This window comes from Azospirillum brasilense, from assembly GCF_003349955.1.
GTDB classification, from domain to species: domain Bacteria; phylum Pseudomonadota; class Alphaproteobacteria; order Azospirillales; family Azospirillaceae; genus Azospirillum; species Azospirillum brasilense_B.
The window spans coordinates 22,055-35,636 of sequence record NZ_QLKQ01000016.1 but is presented as its reverse complement, the minus strand read 5'-3'; the positions used below and the strand labels follow the sequence as shown (position 1 = coordinate 35,636).

At 70.3% G+C, this 13,582-nt stretch carries 11 protein-coding genes and 1 riboswitch; of the genes, 5 read left to right on the top strand and 6 right to left on the bottom strand.

What is annotated here, in order from left to right:
- Positions 1–71: 71 nt before the first annotated feature.
- From cobJ to cobW, 6 genes are all read right to left on the bottom strand, one after another.
- The gene (gene cobJ, locus DXK32_RS09585) at positions 72–851 is read right to left on the bottom strand and encodes a precorrin-3B C(17)-methyltransferase (protein WP_114858301.1); all 780 of its coding nucleotides are present in this window, start codon (positions 849–851) and stop codon (positions 72–74) included.
- Positions 848–1,588 (bottom strand): precorrin-2 C(20)-methyltransferase, encoded by a 741-nt coding sequence (locus tag DXK32_RS09580; protein ID WP_114858300.1) that lies wholly within the window; start codon positions 1,586–1,588, stop codon positions 848–850. Before DXK32_RS09580 ends, cobJ begins: the two co-directional genes overlap by 4 nt.
- Positions 1,585–2,226, bottom strand: a complete 642-nt coding sequence (locus DXK32_RS09575; protein WP_114858299.1) for a precorrin-8X methylmutase — start codon at positions 2,224–2,226, stop codon at positions 1,585–1,587. The genes DXK32_RS09580 and DXK32_RS09575 overlap by 4 nt, the downstream gene beginning before the upstream one ends.
- Positions 2,216–3,613: a precorrin-3B synthase gene (gene cobG / locus DXK32_RS09570; protein ID WP_114858298.1), complete on the bottom strand. Its 1,398-nt coding sequence runs from the start codon at positions 3,611–3,613 to the stop codon at positions 2,216–2,218. Before cobG ends, DXK32_RS09575 begins: the two co-directional genes overlap by 11 nt.
- Positions 3,610–7,008, bottom strand: coding sequence for a cobaltochelatase subunit CobN (gene cobN, locus DXK32_RS09565; protein ID WP_114858297.1), 3,399 nt, complete (start codon positions 7,006–7,008; stop codon positions 3,610–3,612). Before cobN ends, cobG begins: the two co-directional genes overlap by 4 nt.
- 162 nt (positions 7,009–7,170) lie before the next feature.
- Positions 7,171–8,229: a cobalamin biosynthesis protein CobW gene (cobW, locus tag DXK32_RS09560; RefSeq protein WP_114858296.1), complete on the bottom strand. Its 1,059-nt coding sequence runs from the start codon at positions 8,227–8,229 to the stop codon at positions 7,171–7,173.
- Positions 8,230–8,268: 39 nt separating this feature from the next.
- A riboswitch (cobalamin riboswitch) is annotated at positions 8,269–8,484 on the bottom strand.
- Between the two features lie 290 nt (positions 8,485–8,774).
- Between cobW and DXK32_RS09555 the strand changes: the two genes are divergently transcribed.
- The 5 genes from DXK32_RS09555 (at position 8,775) to DXK32_RS09535 (ending at position 13,562) form a co-directional block, all read left to right on the top strand.
- On the top strand, positions 8,775–9,539 hold the full coding sequence (locus tag DXK32_RS09555; protein WP_114858295.1) for an ABC transporter ATP-binding protein: 765 nt from the start codon (positions 8,775–8,777) through the stop codon (positions 9,537–9,539).
- Positions 9,532–10,254 (top strand): ABC transporter ATP-binding protein, encoded by a 723-nt coding sequence (locus DXK32_RS09550; RefSeq protein WP_014199493.1) that lies wholly within the window; start codon positions 9,532–9,534, stop codon positions 10,252–10,254. Before DXK32_RS09555 ends, DXK32_RS09550 begins: the two co-directional genes overlap by 8 nt.
- A 58-nt stretch (positions 10,255–10,312) precedes the next feature.
- Positions 10,313–11,515 carry an ABC transporter substrate-binding protein gene (locus tag DXK32_RS09545; protein ID WP_114858294.1) on the top strand — a complete coding sequence of 401 codons (1,203 nt, stop codon included), beginning with the start codon at positions 10,313–10,315 and terminating at the stop codon, positions 11,513–11,515.
- A 154-nt stretch (positions 11,516–11,669) separates the two neighbouring features.
- Positions 11,670–12,557: a branched-chain amino acid ABC transporter permease gene (locus tag DXK32_RS09540; RefSeq protein WP_059399141.1), complete on the top strand. Its 888-nt coding sequence runs from the start codon at positions 11,670–11,672 to the stop codon at positions 12,555–12,557.
- Between the two features lie 3 nt (positions 12,558–12,560).
- Positions 12,561–13,562: a branched-chain amino acid ABC transporter permease gene (locus tag DXK32_RS09535; protein ID WP_114858293.1), complete on the top strand. Its 1,002-nt coding sequence runs from the start codon at positions 12,561–12,563 to the stop codon at positions 13,560–13,562.
- Positions 13,563–13,582 lie beyond the last annotated feature (20 nt).

Sequence of the window (13,582 nt, the reverse complement as noted above, 5' to 3'; positions counted from 1 at the left end):
GCAGGGGGAGGAGATTCCCTCCCCTGCGCAGCGGGGGGAGGTCGGGAGGGGGGCAACGGTCGGCGACACCCTCACCCCCGCACCCCATAGCTGCGCGGCGTGTAGACCCACGGCTGCGCACCCTCACGGGGCACCAGCCGGGTGTGGGACGCACCGATGATGACGCAGGTCCGCATATCGGCCTGCGCCGCGTCCACCGCACCCAGCGTCGTGATCGTCAGCGCCTCGTCGGGGCGGCCGACCGCCCGGGCGAGGATCACCGGCGTCTCGGCCGAGCGGAGGTCGCGCAGCGCATCGAAAGCGGCGCCGAGTTGCCAGGGACGGGCGCGGCTGATCGGGTTGTAGAGCGCGATGACGAAATCCGCCTCCGCCGCCAGACGCAGGCGCTTCAGAACCACCTCCCACGGCTTCAGGTTGTCGGACAGCGAGATGGCGCAGAAATCATGGCCGAGCGGCGCCCCGGCCCGCGCCGCCGCCGCCTGCATCGCGGAGATGCCGGGATCGACGGACAGCGGCACGCGGTGCCACGCCGCGGGGGCCGCGGGGTCGTCCAGCGCCTCGAACACCGCGGCGGCCATGGCGAAGATTCCGGGGTCGCCGCCCGACACCACCGCAACCCGGCGACCCTCCGCCGCCAGTTGCAGGGCGTGACGAGCGCGGTCCAGCTCGACCCGGTTGTCGGAGGCGTGACGCACCTGCGGCCCCGGCGGCACGCGGTCCACATAGGGGAAGTAGCCGATGAGGTCGGTCGCCTCCGCCAGATCGCGCCGGGCCTCCGGGGTCAGCCAGTCCTCGGTGCCGGGGCCGAGCCCGACGACCTTCAGCCATCCGGCCAGTGGGTCGGCGGTCATCGCCGCAGCCCCTCGCCGGGGATGACGATCTGCGAGAAGTAGGGGGCCGTCTCCGGCGCCTCGCGGAAGGGCATGACGCGCTGGTCCGCCATGCTCGCCCGCTCGATGTACCAGGCGCGGTCGGCCAGCCCGGCGGCCTCCACGGCGCGGCGGACCTTCGGCAGGTTCTGGCCCAGCTTCATGATGACCGCGGCATCGGCGTTGCGCAGCGCGCGCAGCAGCGCCTCCTCCCCCAGCGTGCCGGGGATGACCGACAGCACGTCATCGCGCAGGGTCAGCGGGCGCGGCAGCAGCGAGGCGCTGCACATCATCGACGTCACGCCCGGCACCACCTCCGTCGGGAAGCGCGAGGCCAGCCGCAGGAACAGATGCATGAAACTGCCGTAGAAGAAGGCGTCGCCCTCGTTCAGCGCGGCGATGGAGCGCCCGGCGGCGAGATGCTCGGCCAGCCGCTCTGCGGACTCGTCGAAGAAGGCTTCGATCTGGCGGCCGTAGTCGGGGTGGTTGGGTGGCAGTTCCACCGTCACCGGATAGACCATCGGCAGTTCGATGTGCTCCGCCGTGATGCAGCCGTCGGCGATGCGCCGCGCCTGTCCGGAGGTGCCGCGCTTGCAGAAATAGGCGACCACCGGGCAGGCGCCGATGGTCCGCATGGCGCGCACGGTCATCAGGTCCGGATCGCCGGGGCCGACGCTGACGCCGTAGAGTGTGCCGGTAGGGGAGGTGTTGCTGCTCATTCCACGTCGCTCGCCAGGGCGTTGACCGCCGCCGCCGCCATGGCGCTGCCGCCGCGCCGGCCCTTGATCGCCAGGAAGGGCAGGCCGAAGGGCGCCTCGGCCAGCGCGTCCTTGCTTTCCGCCGCCCCCACGAAGCCCACCGGGAAGCCCAGCACCGCCGCCGGCTTCGGCGCACCGTCGCGGATCATCTCCAGCAGCTTGAACAGGGCGGTCGGCGCGTTGCCGATGGCGACGACCGAGCCGGCCAGCCGGGGCACCCACAGCTCCAGCGCGGCGGCGGAGCGGGTGTTTTCGACCTGTTTGGCCAGCTCCGGCACCGCCGGGTCGCGCAGCGTGCAGACGACGGGATTGTCCGCCGGCAGCCGCGCCCGCGTGATGCCGTGGGCGACCATCTCGCTGTCGCAGAGGATCGCCGCGCCATTGCGCAGAGCCGTTCGCGCCGCCGTCCCAATGTCGGGGGAGAACATCAGGTCCTGGGCCGCGTCCACCATGCCGCAGGCGTGGATGACGCGCACCGCCACCGCCTTCAGGTCGTCGGGGATGGCCGACAGGTCGGCCTCCGCCCGGATGGTGGCGAAGGACTGGCGGTAGATGGCCGCTCCATCGCGGATGTAGTCGTAAAGCGGCTCAGCGGACACGGGACAACTCCTCAACAGACAAATCGGCCACAGCTTTTATGGCCTCGGACGGCGTCAGGCCGGACCGCCAGGGCGTGCCGCCGGGGGCGGCGTTCAGCGCGACGTCGTAGACGCCTTCCCGTGCGGTGAGCGTGACATCCGCCGCACCGGGATGGGCGCAGCCCTTCGCGCAGCCGGAGACATGCACCATCCGCACCGCCTCCAGCAAGCCCGCCGCGCGCTCCGCGATGGCGAGGCCGTCCGCGTGGGTGTCGGTGGTGCCGACGTCGCAGCCGGTGACGCCGCTGCAGGCGGTGAGCTTCAGGCGGATGTCGCCGTGGTCGAGGATGCCGCCGAGGGCTGCGGCTGTCTCCGCGGCGCCGTCCTGCGGGGCGGCCAGCAGCAGGGCGCGCCAGGGGGTGATGCGGATCTCGTGGGTGAGGGCGGCCAGCGCTTCCAGCTTGTCGCAATCGAGGCGGCCGAAGGGGAAGGCGACGCCCAGCCATGAAACAGGGGGCCAGGAGGGTTGGCGGCCGAGGAAGAGTCGTGTCGGCGGCGTTTGCCCCCACCCTGACCCTCCCCCGCTTCGCAGGGGAGGGGATTGAACCTCCCTCTCCTGCGAAGCGGGGGAGGGAAGGGGCCCATGCGCAGCATGGGAAGGGTGGGGGCAAGTGAGCAACCACGCTGCCACCCGCTCCCGCAGCGCCTCGACCCCCAGCGCCTTGACCAGCCCGGCCATGCGCCGCGGCGGCTCGGCCAGGGTCTGGCGAAGCTCCAGGAAGGCCTGCGCCACAGCCGCCGCAAGCTCCATCAGATCGTCGGGGCGGCAGTGGCCCAGCACCACCGCTCCCTCAAAAGTCCCCCCCAGCCCGACGCGGAACAGCGGCCCGTCCGCCCCTCCTGCCACCGCGTCGAAGCGCACGTCGGTGCTGCTGTCGAACAGGGTGGCCCGCCCGCCGCCATCGACCAGCCAGCCGAACTTCGGCGGCAGCCGGTGGAGGTCCCGGTCGGCCGCCAGCCGGGCGTCGAGCGCCAGGGCGTAGGGGCGCACGTCCAGCACCGCCGTCCCGTCCAGCCCGGCGGTCGGGGAGGTCAGCACGTTGCGCACCGCCTCGCTCTCTGCGTTCTCCGAGACGTAGCCGAGCGCGCGAAGCTCCGCGATCAGCGCCGCCATGTCCGCCGCGGCGACACCGCGCAGTTGCAGGTTGCCGCGGTGGCTGAGGTCGACCAGACCGTTGCCGTAACGACGCCCCAACTCCGCGATCCGTTTCGCCGAGGCGGCGGGAAGCACCCCGGCGGGGACGCGCACGCGGACCAGCAGCCCGTCGCCGACCTCCATGGGAGCCAGCACGCCGGGGCACATGCCGCGCCGGCGGGGAGGGTTGCGGTGTTGGGTGATCGCGCTCATGCGGACATCTCCTTGCGGCGGCGCAGATCGTCGCCCGTCGAATTGCGGCGTGGGTGCCAGAGACCGCGCTCCAGGGCTTCGGTCAACCGGTCCAGGATATGCCGGGCGGCGGCCGGATTGGACTGCGCCAGGAAGTCCCACACCCGCTGGTCGTCCACATAGGCGTCGTACAACTGGTCGAAATGATGGGGCCGCACCGCCGTGGTGGTCGCGGCGAAGGCGAACAGCGTGTCCACGCTCGCCGCCAGTTCCCCGGCGCCGCGGTAGCCGTGGCGCATCATGCCGTCGATCCAGCGCGGGTTGGCCGCCCGGCCGCGCAGCACGCGGGCGATCTCCTCGCCCAGCGTGCGGACGGTCAGGCTCTCCGGCTCGGAACTGTCGAGATGGTAGAGCGCCGGGTCGTTGGCCGGGTCGTCGTTGGCCAAGGCGGCGGCGGCGGAGAAGCCTCCCTCATACTGCATGAAGCCGTCGGTGGAGAGGACGTCGTGCTCCCGCTGGTCCTGGTGGTGGACCAGCGCGTCGGCCCCGCCGATGCGGCGGCGGAACAGGCTGGGCAGCGGCACGCCCTCCAACTCCTTGCCGTAGGCGTGGCAGCTTCCCTCCAGATAGGCGGCGCCGAAATCGGCCCGCGCGGCCCAATCGCCGCGCGCGATCATGCCGGGCAGCGCCGTGCCGTAGGCGCCGGGAGCGGCGCCGAAGACCCGTGCGCTGGCCCAGCGCTCGGCCTCCGCCGCCGGGGTGCCGCCGGCTTCCAGCTCGGCGCGGTCGGTGCGCAACGCGACGGCGACGGGGTTCACGTCCTCCGGTTCGTCTTCCGCCATCACGGCGCGGACGGCCTGGTCGAACAGGGCGATCTGCTGCGGGAAGACGTCGCGGAACAGGCCGGAGATGCGCAGCGTCACGTCCACCCGTGGCCGGCCGAGAACGGTGGCCGGCATCACCTCGAAACCGGTGACCCGGCCGGACCCGTTCTCCCACAGCGGCCGCACGCCGAGCAGCGCCATGGCCTGGGCCAGCTCGTCGCCGCCGGTCCGCATGGCCGGGGTGCCCCAGCAATCCACCACCAGCCGCTTCGGCCAGTCGCCGTGATCCTGAAGATAGCGGGTGATCAGCGCGTCCGCCGCCTGCCAGCCCAGCGTCCAGGCGGTCGGTGTCGGCACGCCGCGCGGGTCGAGCGCGTAGAGGTTCCGCCCGGTGGGCAGCGTGTCGGCCCGCCCGCGTGCCGGGGAGCCGCCGGGGCCGGGCCTCACGAAGCGCCCGTCCAGCCCGTCCAGCAAGGCGGCCATCTCCGCCTCGCCGCAGGAGTCCAGCGCCGGGGCGACGTCTTCGGCCTTGCCGAAACGGGCGACGGCGGCGAGCAGGCGGGCGCGGCGCTCCGGCTCCGGTGTCGTGCCGAAGACGTGCAGCCCGTCGCGGATCTGCATCTCCTTGATGTCGCAGAGATGGGCGTCGAGGCGGCTGAGGATGGCGTCGGGGTCGTCGTCGGGCCGCAGGTTGCAGTCGGCGGCGACGCCGGATTTCCAGGCGAGGTCCAGGATGGTCTGGCGCAGCGTGCCCAGCCGCCGCGGGTCCAGCCCGGTCGCCATCGAATATTCGTCGATGGCCGTTTCAAGCGCGGCGAGGTCGCCGTGCAGCCCGGCCTCGACCGGCGGCGGGGTCAGGTGGCCGATCAGGACGGCGCCCAGCCGGCGGCGCGCTTGCACGCCCTCGCCGGGGTTGTTGACGATGAAGGGGTAGAGGCAGGGCAGGGGACCGGCGACGATCTCCGGCCAGCAGTCGGCGGACAGGGCGACAGCCTTGCCCGGCAGCCATTCCAGCGTCCCGTGCGCCCCCACCTGCACCAGCGCGTGGATGCCCAGCACGTGGCGGAGCCAGAGGTGGAAGGCGTAATAGGCGTGGCTGGGCGGAGTCTCCGGGTCGTGATGCTGGGTGGTGGTCAGCGGGCCGTGGCCGCGGCTCGGCTGCACGGCGACGGTGGCGTTGCCGCAGGTCAGCACTGTGAAACGGAAGGCCGCGCCGTCGGAACGCGGGTCGGCCTCCTCGTCGCCCCAGCATTCTGTGATGCGGGCGCGGGCCTCGGCGGGGGCGAGGCGGCGATAGTCCTCCAGGCTCAGCAGGGCGATGGCGCCGCCGGTCAGCGCCGCCATCAGGGCGGCGGGGCCGGCGGGAAGCCCGTCCAGCGCGTAGCCCTCGGCGCGCAGCCGCTCCAGGATGCCGACGACGCTCGCCGGGGTGTCGAGGCCCACCGCGTGGCCGATGCCGCCGCCCGGCCCCGGGTAGTCGGACAGCACCAGCGCCAGCTTGCGCTCGGCCCGCGGCGTGGCGCCCAGCCGCACCCAGGCGGCGGCCAGATCGGCGGCGAAACCCACCCGGTCGGGCACCGGGCGGATCAGCGTCGGGGCGAACTCCAGATCGGGGTCCGGCGCCCCTTCGGCCTTGAAGGCGATGGCGCGGGTCAGGATACGCCCGTCCATCTCGGGCAGCACGACGTTCATGGCGAGGTCGGACGGCCCCATGCCACGGGCGGAGCCGCGCCAGCCCTCCTTCGGCGTGGTGGACAGCACGGCCTGGAGCACCGGCGTGCCGTTGGCCTCCAGCGGCGACCCGTCCTCGCGCGCCGCCGAGAAGCCGGTCAGGTTCATCACGACGGCGGCGTCGCGAGCGGTCAGGGTGGCGCGCATCCAGGCGGCGCAGTCCGGCTCCTTCAGGCTCGCCACGAACAGCGGCAGCGGGGCGAGGCCGCGCGCGGCCAGCGCGTCGCACAGCGCGTGCACCGGCTCCAGATCGCCGGCCAGCAGGTGGGAGCGGTAGAAGACGACCGGCGCGCATGGCCCAGAAACTTGGCCGGACCAGCCTTCATAGACGCCGAAGCGCGGCACCGGCGCCGGCTCGCGCCAGGGGCGCTCCTGCCCGCTCAGCGTGGCGGCGTAGGCCAGCAGGTTGGCCATGTTGTCCGGCCCGCCTTCGGTGAAGCCGCGCCACAGCCGTTGCGCCGCCTCGGCCGGAACGGTGCCGTAGCCCTCCAGGGCGGGGTTCGGCTGGGCGCAGCCGGGCAGCACGGCCAGCGCCACCCCGGACTCCCGGCAGGCGGCGGCGACATGGTCCAGCCCGTAGCGCCAATAGCCCGCTCCGCCGAGCAGCCGCAGGATGACCAGCTTCGCCTTGCGGATCACGGAGTCGACGTAGAGGTCCACCGACAGCGGATGCCCCAGCCGCGCGAGATTCGCCAGCCGCAGGGATGGCAACGCATCGCGGTGGCGCTTCCAGCAGGCGGCGAGCGCCGTCAGGTCGCTGTCGGAGAAGGACAGGACGACGAGGTCCGCCGGGCTCTGTTCCAGGTCCACGGCCTGGGGGCCGGCGTCGAGGTCTTCCTGGCGGGCGGCGAGTAGGTGCATGGGCCACAGCTCTGCAAACACTCCCTCTCCCGTCCCGGGAGAGGGTGCCCGCGAAGCGGGCGGGTGAGGGTGAGGGCAAGGATCGGCGCGGTCTTCGCGTGCGACCCTCACCCTCCCGCGCTTCGCGCGGGTCCCTCCCTCTCCCGGGGCGGGAGAGGGCTTTTACGACAGCGCCGCGGTCACGGCGTCGCGGTCCAGGCCCGTCTCGCCGATCACCACCAGACGGCTGCGGCGCGGCTCGTCGGGCTTCCAGAAGCGGTCGAAATGGGTCTGGATGCGCGTTCCCACGCCCTGCACCAGCAGCCGCATCGGCTTGCCCGGCACGTCGATGAAGCCCTTCAGCCGCAGCACGCCATGGGCGGCGGCGACCCGCTCCAGCGTCTTCGCCAGCGCCGCCGGGTCGGGCTGCGGGCCGAGTTCCACGACGAAGCTGGTGAAGTCGTCGTGGTCGTGGCCCTCCTCCTCGTCATGGTGGCTGGGGCGGTTGGCGAGGTCGTCCTCGGCCCCGGCGCCGACGCCGAGAAGCACCACCGGATCGACCTTGCCGTTGCTGGCGCGCAGGATCTTGGCTTCGCGCCCGGTCCCGCCCTCCGCCATGGCGGCGCGGATCAGATCCTCGACCTTCGCCAGATCGGCGGCGTCCACCAGATCGGTCTTGTTCACCACGATCAGGTCGGCGCAGAGGAGCTGGTCCTCGAACACCTCCTCCACCGGGGTCTCGTGGTCGAGCTGCCCGGCCTCGGCGGCCTGGGCGGCCAGCGCCGCCGGATCGGGGGCGAAGCGGCCCTCCGCGGCGGCGGCGGCATCGACCACCGCGACCACCCCGTCCACCGTCACCCGCGTCTTGATCGCCGGCCAGTGGAAAGCCTGGACCAGCGGCTTCGGCAGGGCGAGGCCGCTGGTCTCGATGATGATGTGCTCCGGCGGCTGCGGGCGGGACAGCAGCTTCTCGATGGCCGGGACGAAGTCGTCGGCGACGGTGCAGCACAGGCAGCCGTTGGCCAGCTCGATCACGTCGTCCTCGCTGCAGGTCGGATCGCCGCAGGCGCGCAGGATCTCGCCATCGATGCCGACATCGCCGAACTCGTTGATGATCAGCGCCAGACGGCGCCCGCCGGCCTGCTCCAGCAGGCTGCGGATCAGCGTCGTCTTGCCGGCGCCGAGAAAGCCGGTGATGACGGTGGCCGGGGTCTTTCCGGCGGTCAGCGGGCCGGTGGTCATGATTTGGCTTCCTTGTCTCCGCCACACCCGGCGGATTGGATGAGTGTCGGTCCGGCGGCAGGTTTCCTGGCTCGCGGGTCGTCGCCGCGCCTCCCGCCTTCCCGGCCTGTCGGCCCGTGGCATGTCCGGAGGCCGACTCGCCGCACACAGTTGCGGGGGCAGCCGCGGCCTTGGACCCCATCCGGGTCCGCACCGCATTCCCTATTATCCCCGCGCCTTCACGGCGGACGGGGCACCGTCGGAGGCGCAGAATTGCAGGCGGACCCCCGATTTGCAAGCGGCCATTTGGCGCCCGGAAGCCGTGCCGCCGAACCCCGAACGCTCCGCCCATGCCGCCGCTGGTGTGTCGGAGGATCGGTACAGTCTGTCCGGAAAGCTGACACTCCGGACGGTGTGGGGCGCCCACGGTCTCATAGGGGGAAATAAATGATTTCAAGAACTTGTTCGAGTCTTCCGCAGTTGGCATGTTCCATGCTTATATCAGCCTAACCAAAAACGCGGACCGGCAGACGACGCGGACGAACAGGGAGGGAAAAGCGGCACCCATGGCCGATGACATCATTCTGGAAGCGCGTGGACTCTCGAAGGAGTTCAAGGGCTTCATCGCGGTGAAGGAGGTGAACCTCCAGGTCCGCCGCGGCACCATCCACGCGCTGATCGGCCCGAACGGCGCCGGCAAGAGCACGGTCTTCAACCTGCTGACCAAGTTCCTGACGCCGACGCGCGGCCAGATCCTCTACAAGGGGCGGGACATCACCGCCATGAAGCCCGCCGACGTGGCGCTGCTCGGCATGGTGCGCTCCTTCCAGATTTCCGCGGTCTTCCCGCATCTCAGCGTGCTGGAGAACGTCCGCGTCGCGCTTCAGCGGCCGCGCGGCACCAGCTTCCATTTCTGGAAGCCCGAGGCAAGCCTGCACGACCTGCACGACCGCGCCGAGGAGCTGATCGAGGCGGTCAACCTGACCCCGTGGGCCGGGCACACCGCCGCCGAACTGCCCTACGGCCGCAAGCGCGCGCTGGAGATCGCCACCACGCTGGCCCTCGACCCGGAGGTGATGCTGCTCGACGAGCCGCTGGCTGGCATGGGACACGAGGACATCGAGGGCACCGCCGCGCTGATCAAGCGCGTATCCGCCGACCGCACCATCCTGATGGTGGAGCACAACCTGTCGGTCGTCGCCCACCTGTCGGACACCATCACCGTGCTCCGCCGCGGCGAGATCCTGGCGGAGGGCCCATACGACGTCGTATCGCGCAACCCGCAGGTCATGGAAGCCTACATGGGAACGGGTGAGGTGGGCCATGCCTGACGGCGCGACCGTGAAGACCACCATGCTGGAAATCCGCGACCTCCAGGCCTTTTATGGCGAAAGCCACGTGCTGCACGGCGTCAACATCGACGTGCGCCAGGGCGAGGTGGTGACCCTGCTGGGCCGCAACGGCGCCGGCAAGACGACAACCATGCGTTCGATCATGGGCATCGTCGGCAAGCGCAACGGCTCGATCCGCTTCCAGGGCAAGGAACTGATCGGCATGGCGCAGCACAAGATTCCCCGCCTCGGCATCGGCTACGTGCCGGAGGAGCGCGGCATCTTCTCCTCGCTCAGCGTGGACGAGAACCTGATGCTGCCGCCGGTGGTGAAGTCGGGCGGCATGACCGTGCCGCAGATCTACGAGCTGTTCCCCAACCTCCAGGGCCGCGGCACCACCCAGGGCACGCGCCTGTCGGGCGGCGAGCAGCAGATGCTGGCCATCGCGCGCATCCTGCGCACCGGCGCCGACCTGATCCTGCTCGACGAGCCGACCGAGGGGCTGGCCCCCGTCATCATCGAGCAGATCGGGGTGGCGGTGCGCAAGCTGAAGCAGCGCGGCTTCACCATCGTTCTGGTGGAGCAGAATTTCCGCTTCGCCGCGACCATCGCCGACCGCCATTACGTGATGGAGGAAGGCCATGTCGTCGACATGATCCCCAACGACCAGCTCGCCCAGAACATGGACAAGCTGCACACCTATCTGGGTGTCTGACCCGATCGCACCCTCTGCCGAAAACACGCAAAACAAAGCCAATCGAAGGGAGTTCGAAATGCTCAAGACGTTGCTGTGCGGGACCGCATTGCTGGCGCTGACCGCCGGGGCCGCGCACGCCCAGGTTTCCAACAACGTGATCAAGATCGGCGTGATGAACGACCGGTCCGGCATCTACGCCGACCTCGCCGGCGAGGGTTCGGCCATCGCCGCCCGTCTGGCGGCCGAGGAGTTCGGCGGCAAGGTCGCGGGCGCGCCGATCGAGATCGTCGTCGCCGACCACCAGAACAAGGCCGACATCGCCGCCAACACGGCGCGCGAGTGGATCGACGCCGGCAACGTGGACGTCATCGCCGACGTGCCGAACTCCGCCGCCGCGCTGGCCGTCCAGGGCATCACCAAGGACAAGAAGCGCATCTTCCTGATGTCCGGCCCGGGCTCGACCGATCTCAGCGGCAAGTCCTGCAGCCCCTACGGCTTCCAGTGGACCTACGACAACTACGCCATGGCCGCCGGCACCGCCCGCGCGCTGGTCGAGCAGGGCAAGAAGAACTGGTACTTCATCACCGCGGACTACGCCTTCGGCCACTCGCTGGAGGATGAGACCTCGAAGATGGTCAAGCAGCTCGACGGCAAGGTCGCGGGCAACGTCCGCCATCCGCTGGGCAACGCCGACTTCTCGTCCTACCTGCTGCAGGCCCAGGCCTCCAAGGCCGACGTGATCGGCCTCGCCAACGCGGGCGGCGACGCCACCAACGCCGTCAAGCAGGCGTCGGAGTTCGGCATCACCCAGTCGGGCCAGAGCCTCGCCGGCCTGCTGCTGTTCATCAGCGACGTGAACGCGCTGGGCCTCCAGGCCGCCCAGGGCCTGCTGCTGACCACCGGCTTCTATTGGGACACGGACGAGCAGACCCGCGAGTGGACCAAGAAGTTCGAGGCCAAGGCCGGCCGCAAGCCGACCATGGTCCAGGCCGGCGTCTACTCCGCCGTCCGCCACTACCTGAAGGCGGTCGAGGCCGTCGGCTCCGACGATCCGGACAAGGTCGCCGCCAAGATGCGCGAGACCAAGGTCGAGGACATGTTCACCAAGAACGGCAAGATCGCCGCCAACGGCCGCATGTTCCACGACATGTATCTGGCCCAGGTCAAGACCCCGGCGGAGTCCAAGGCCCCCTGGGACTACTACAAGATCGTGAAGACGATCCCGGCCGAGCAGGCGTTCCTCGACCCGGCCAAGAGCGGTTGCCCGCTGGTGAAGTAAGGTTGTCGCGTCGGGCCCCCTCCCAACCCTCCCCCACCTTCGGTGAGGGAGGGCTAAGTTCCCTCCCCTGCGCAGCGGGGGAGGGTTAGGGAGGGGGCCCACCCCAAGCACCCAATCAAAAAATCAAAAGTCCGATACACAGGGAGGGACGGTCATGTTCGACTTGCTGGGGGTGCCGCCCCAGGTCCTGTTCGGCCAGCTTCTGCTCGGCCTCATCAACGGGTCCTTCTACGCGCTGCTCAGCCTTGGGCTGGCGGTCATCTTCGGCATGCTGAACGTCATCAACTTCGCCCACGGCGCGCTCTACATGATCGGCGCCTTCGTGGCGTGGCTGCTGCTGACGAAGCTCGGCCTCGGCTACTGGTGGGCCTTGGGCCTGTCGCCGCTGATCGTCGGGCTGCTGGGCGTGGTGCTGGAAAAAACCATGCTGTCGCGGCTCTACAAGCTCGACCATCTCTACGGCCTGCTGCTGACCTTCGGCCTCGCCCTGATCATGGAAGGCGCCTTCCGCCACTTCTACGGCGTGTCGGGCCAGCCCTATCCGATCCCGGACGCGCTCAAGGGCGGCCAGAACCTGGGCTTCATGTTCCTGCCCAACTACCGCGGCTGGGTCGTCGTCGCCTCGCTGATCGTCTGCTTCGGGACGTGGTTCGCCATCGAGCGGACGCGGCTCGGCGCCTATCTGCGCGCCGCCACGGAAAACCCGGTGCTGGTCCAGGCCTTCGGCATCAACGTGCCGGTGATGATCACCGCCACCTACGGCTTCGGCGTCGCGCTGGCCGGGCTGGCCGGCGTGCTGGCGGCACCCATTTACCAAGTGTCGCCCCTGATGGGCACCAACCTGATCATCGTCGTCTTCGCGGTGGTGGTGATCGGCGGCATGGGCTCCATCCTCGGCGCCATCGTCACCGGCCTGGGGCTGGGGCTGCTGGAGGGCCTGACCAAGGTCTTCTACCCCGAAGCCTCCAACATCGTGGTGTTCGTCGTGATGGCGATCGTCCTTCTCATCAAGCCCGCGGGCCTCTTCGGACGGGAGCGCTGAGCCATGGCCACCCAAAGCAAGACGGCCCAAATCAAGACGGCCGACACCCAGACGACCACCATCGCGCTGCGCCGTCCGGGGCAGGACAGCACCCGCAACGCCATCATCCTCGGCATCGGGCTGCTGATCGCGCTGGCCGCACCCTACGTGCTGTACCCTGTCTTCGTGATGAAGGTGCTGTGCTTCGCGCTGTTCGCCTGCGCCTTCAATCTGCTGATCGGTTTCGCCGGGCTGCTGAGCTTCGGCCACGCCGCCTTCTTCGGCGGGGCGGCCTACATCACCGCCCATTCCGCCAAGGTCTGGGGGCTGGGGCCGGAGGTCAGCATCCTGCTCGGCATGGGCTTCTCCGCCCTGCTCGGCCTCGCCTTCGGGGCGCTGGCGATCCGCCGGCAGGGCATCTACTTCGCCATGATCACGCTGGCGCTGTCGCAGATGGTCTTCTTCATGGCCCTGCAGCTCAAGTTCACCGGCGGCGAGGACGGCATCCAGGCGGTGCCGCGCGGGCATCTGTTCGGGGTGATCGACCTCAACAACTCGCTGTCCATGTACTATTTCGTGCTGGCGGTGTTCCTGGTCGGCTTCGCGGTGGTCTGGCGCGCGGTGCATTCGCCCTTCGGGCAGGTGCTGAAGGCGATCCGCGAGAACGAGCCGCGCGCCGTGTCGCTGGGCTACCGGACGGAGCGCTACAAGCTGCTGGCCTTCGTGCTGTCGGCGAGCCTCGCCGGTCTGGCCGGCGGGACCAAGGCGCTGGTCTTCCAGCTCGCCTCGCTGACCGACGTGACGTGGCAGATGTCCGGCGAGGTGGTGCTGATGACGCTGCTCGGCGGCATGGGCACGCTGCTCGGCCCGGTGGTGGGGGCGGCCATCGTGGTCACGCTGGAAAGCTATCTGGCGGCCACCAGCATGCCGGTTCCGGTGGTCATCGGCGCCATCTTCGTGGTCTGCGTGCTGGTCTTCCGCCGTGGTATCGTGGGCGAGCTCCAGGCCCGCTTCGGCCGCCGCTGAACGTCAAGAACCGAACGGCA

Bases quoted from the DNA above. Each gene is read 5' to 3' on its own strand.
- cobJ (WP_114858301.1), bottom strand. From the start codon at position 851: ATGACCGCCGACCCACTGGCCGGATGGCTGAAGGTCGTCGGGCTCGGC.
- DXK32_RS09580 (WP_114858300.1), bottom strand. From the start codon at position 1,588: ATGAGCAGCAACACCTCCCCTACCGGCACACTCTACGGCGTCAGCGTC.
- cobG (WP_114858298.1), bottom strand. From the start codon at position 3,613: ATGAGCGCGATCACCCAACACCGCAACCCTCCCCGCCGGCGCGGCATG.
- cobN (WP_114858297.1), bottom strand. From the start codon at position 7,008: ATGCACCTACTCGCCGCCCGCCAGGAAGACCTCGACGCCGGCCCCCAG.
- cobW (WP_114858296.1), bottom strand. From the start codon at position 8,229: ATGACCACCGGCCCGCTGACCGCCGGAAAGACCCCGGCCACCGTCATC.
- DXK32_RS09555 (WP_114858295.1), top strand. From the start codon at position 8,775: ATGGCCGATGACATCATTCTGGAAGCGCGTGGACTCTCGAAGGAGTTC.
- DXK32_RS09550 (WP_014199493.1), top strand. From the start codon at position 9,532: ATGCCTGACGGCGCGACCGTGAAGACCACCATGCTGGAAATCCGCGAC.
- DXK32_RS09545 (WP_114858294.1), top strand. From the start codon at position 10,313: ATGCTCAAGACGTTGCTGTGCGGGACCGCATTGCTGGCGCTGACCGCC.
- DXK32_RS09540 (WP_059399141.1), top strand. From the start codon at position 11,670: ATGTTCGACTTGCTGGGGGTGCCGCCCCAGGTCCTGTTCGGCCAGCTT.
- DXK32_RS09535 (WP_114858293.1), top strand. From the start codon at position 12,561: ATGGCCACCCAAAGCAAGACGGCCCAAATCAAGACGGCCGACACCCAG.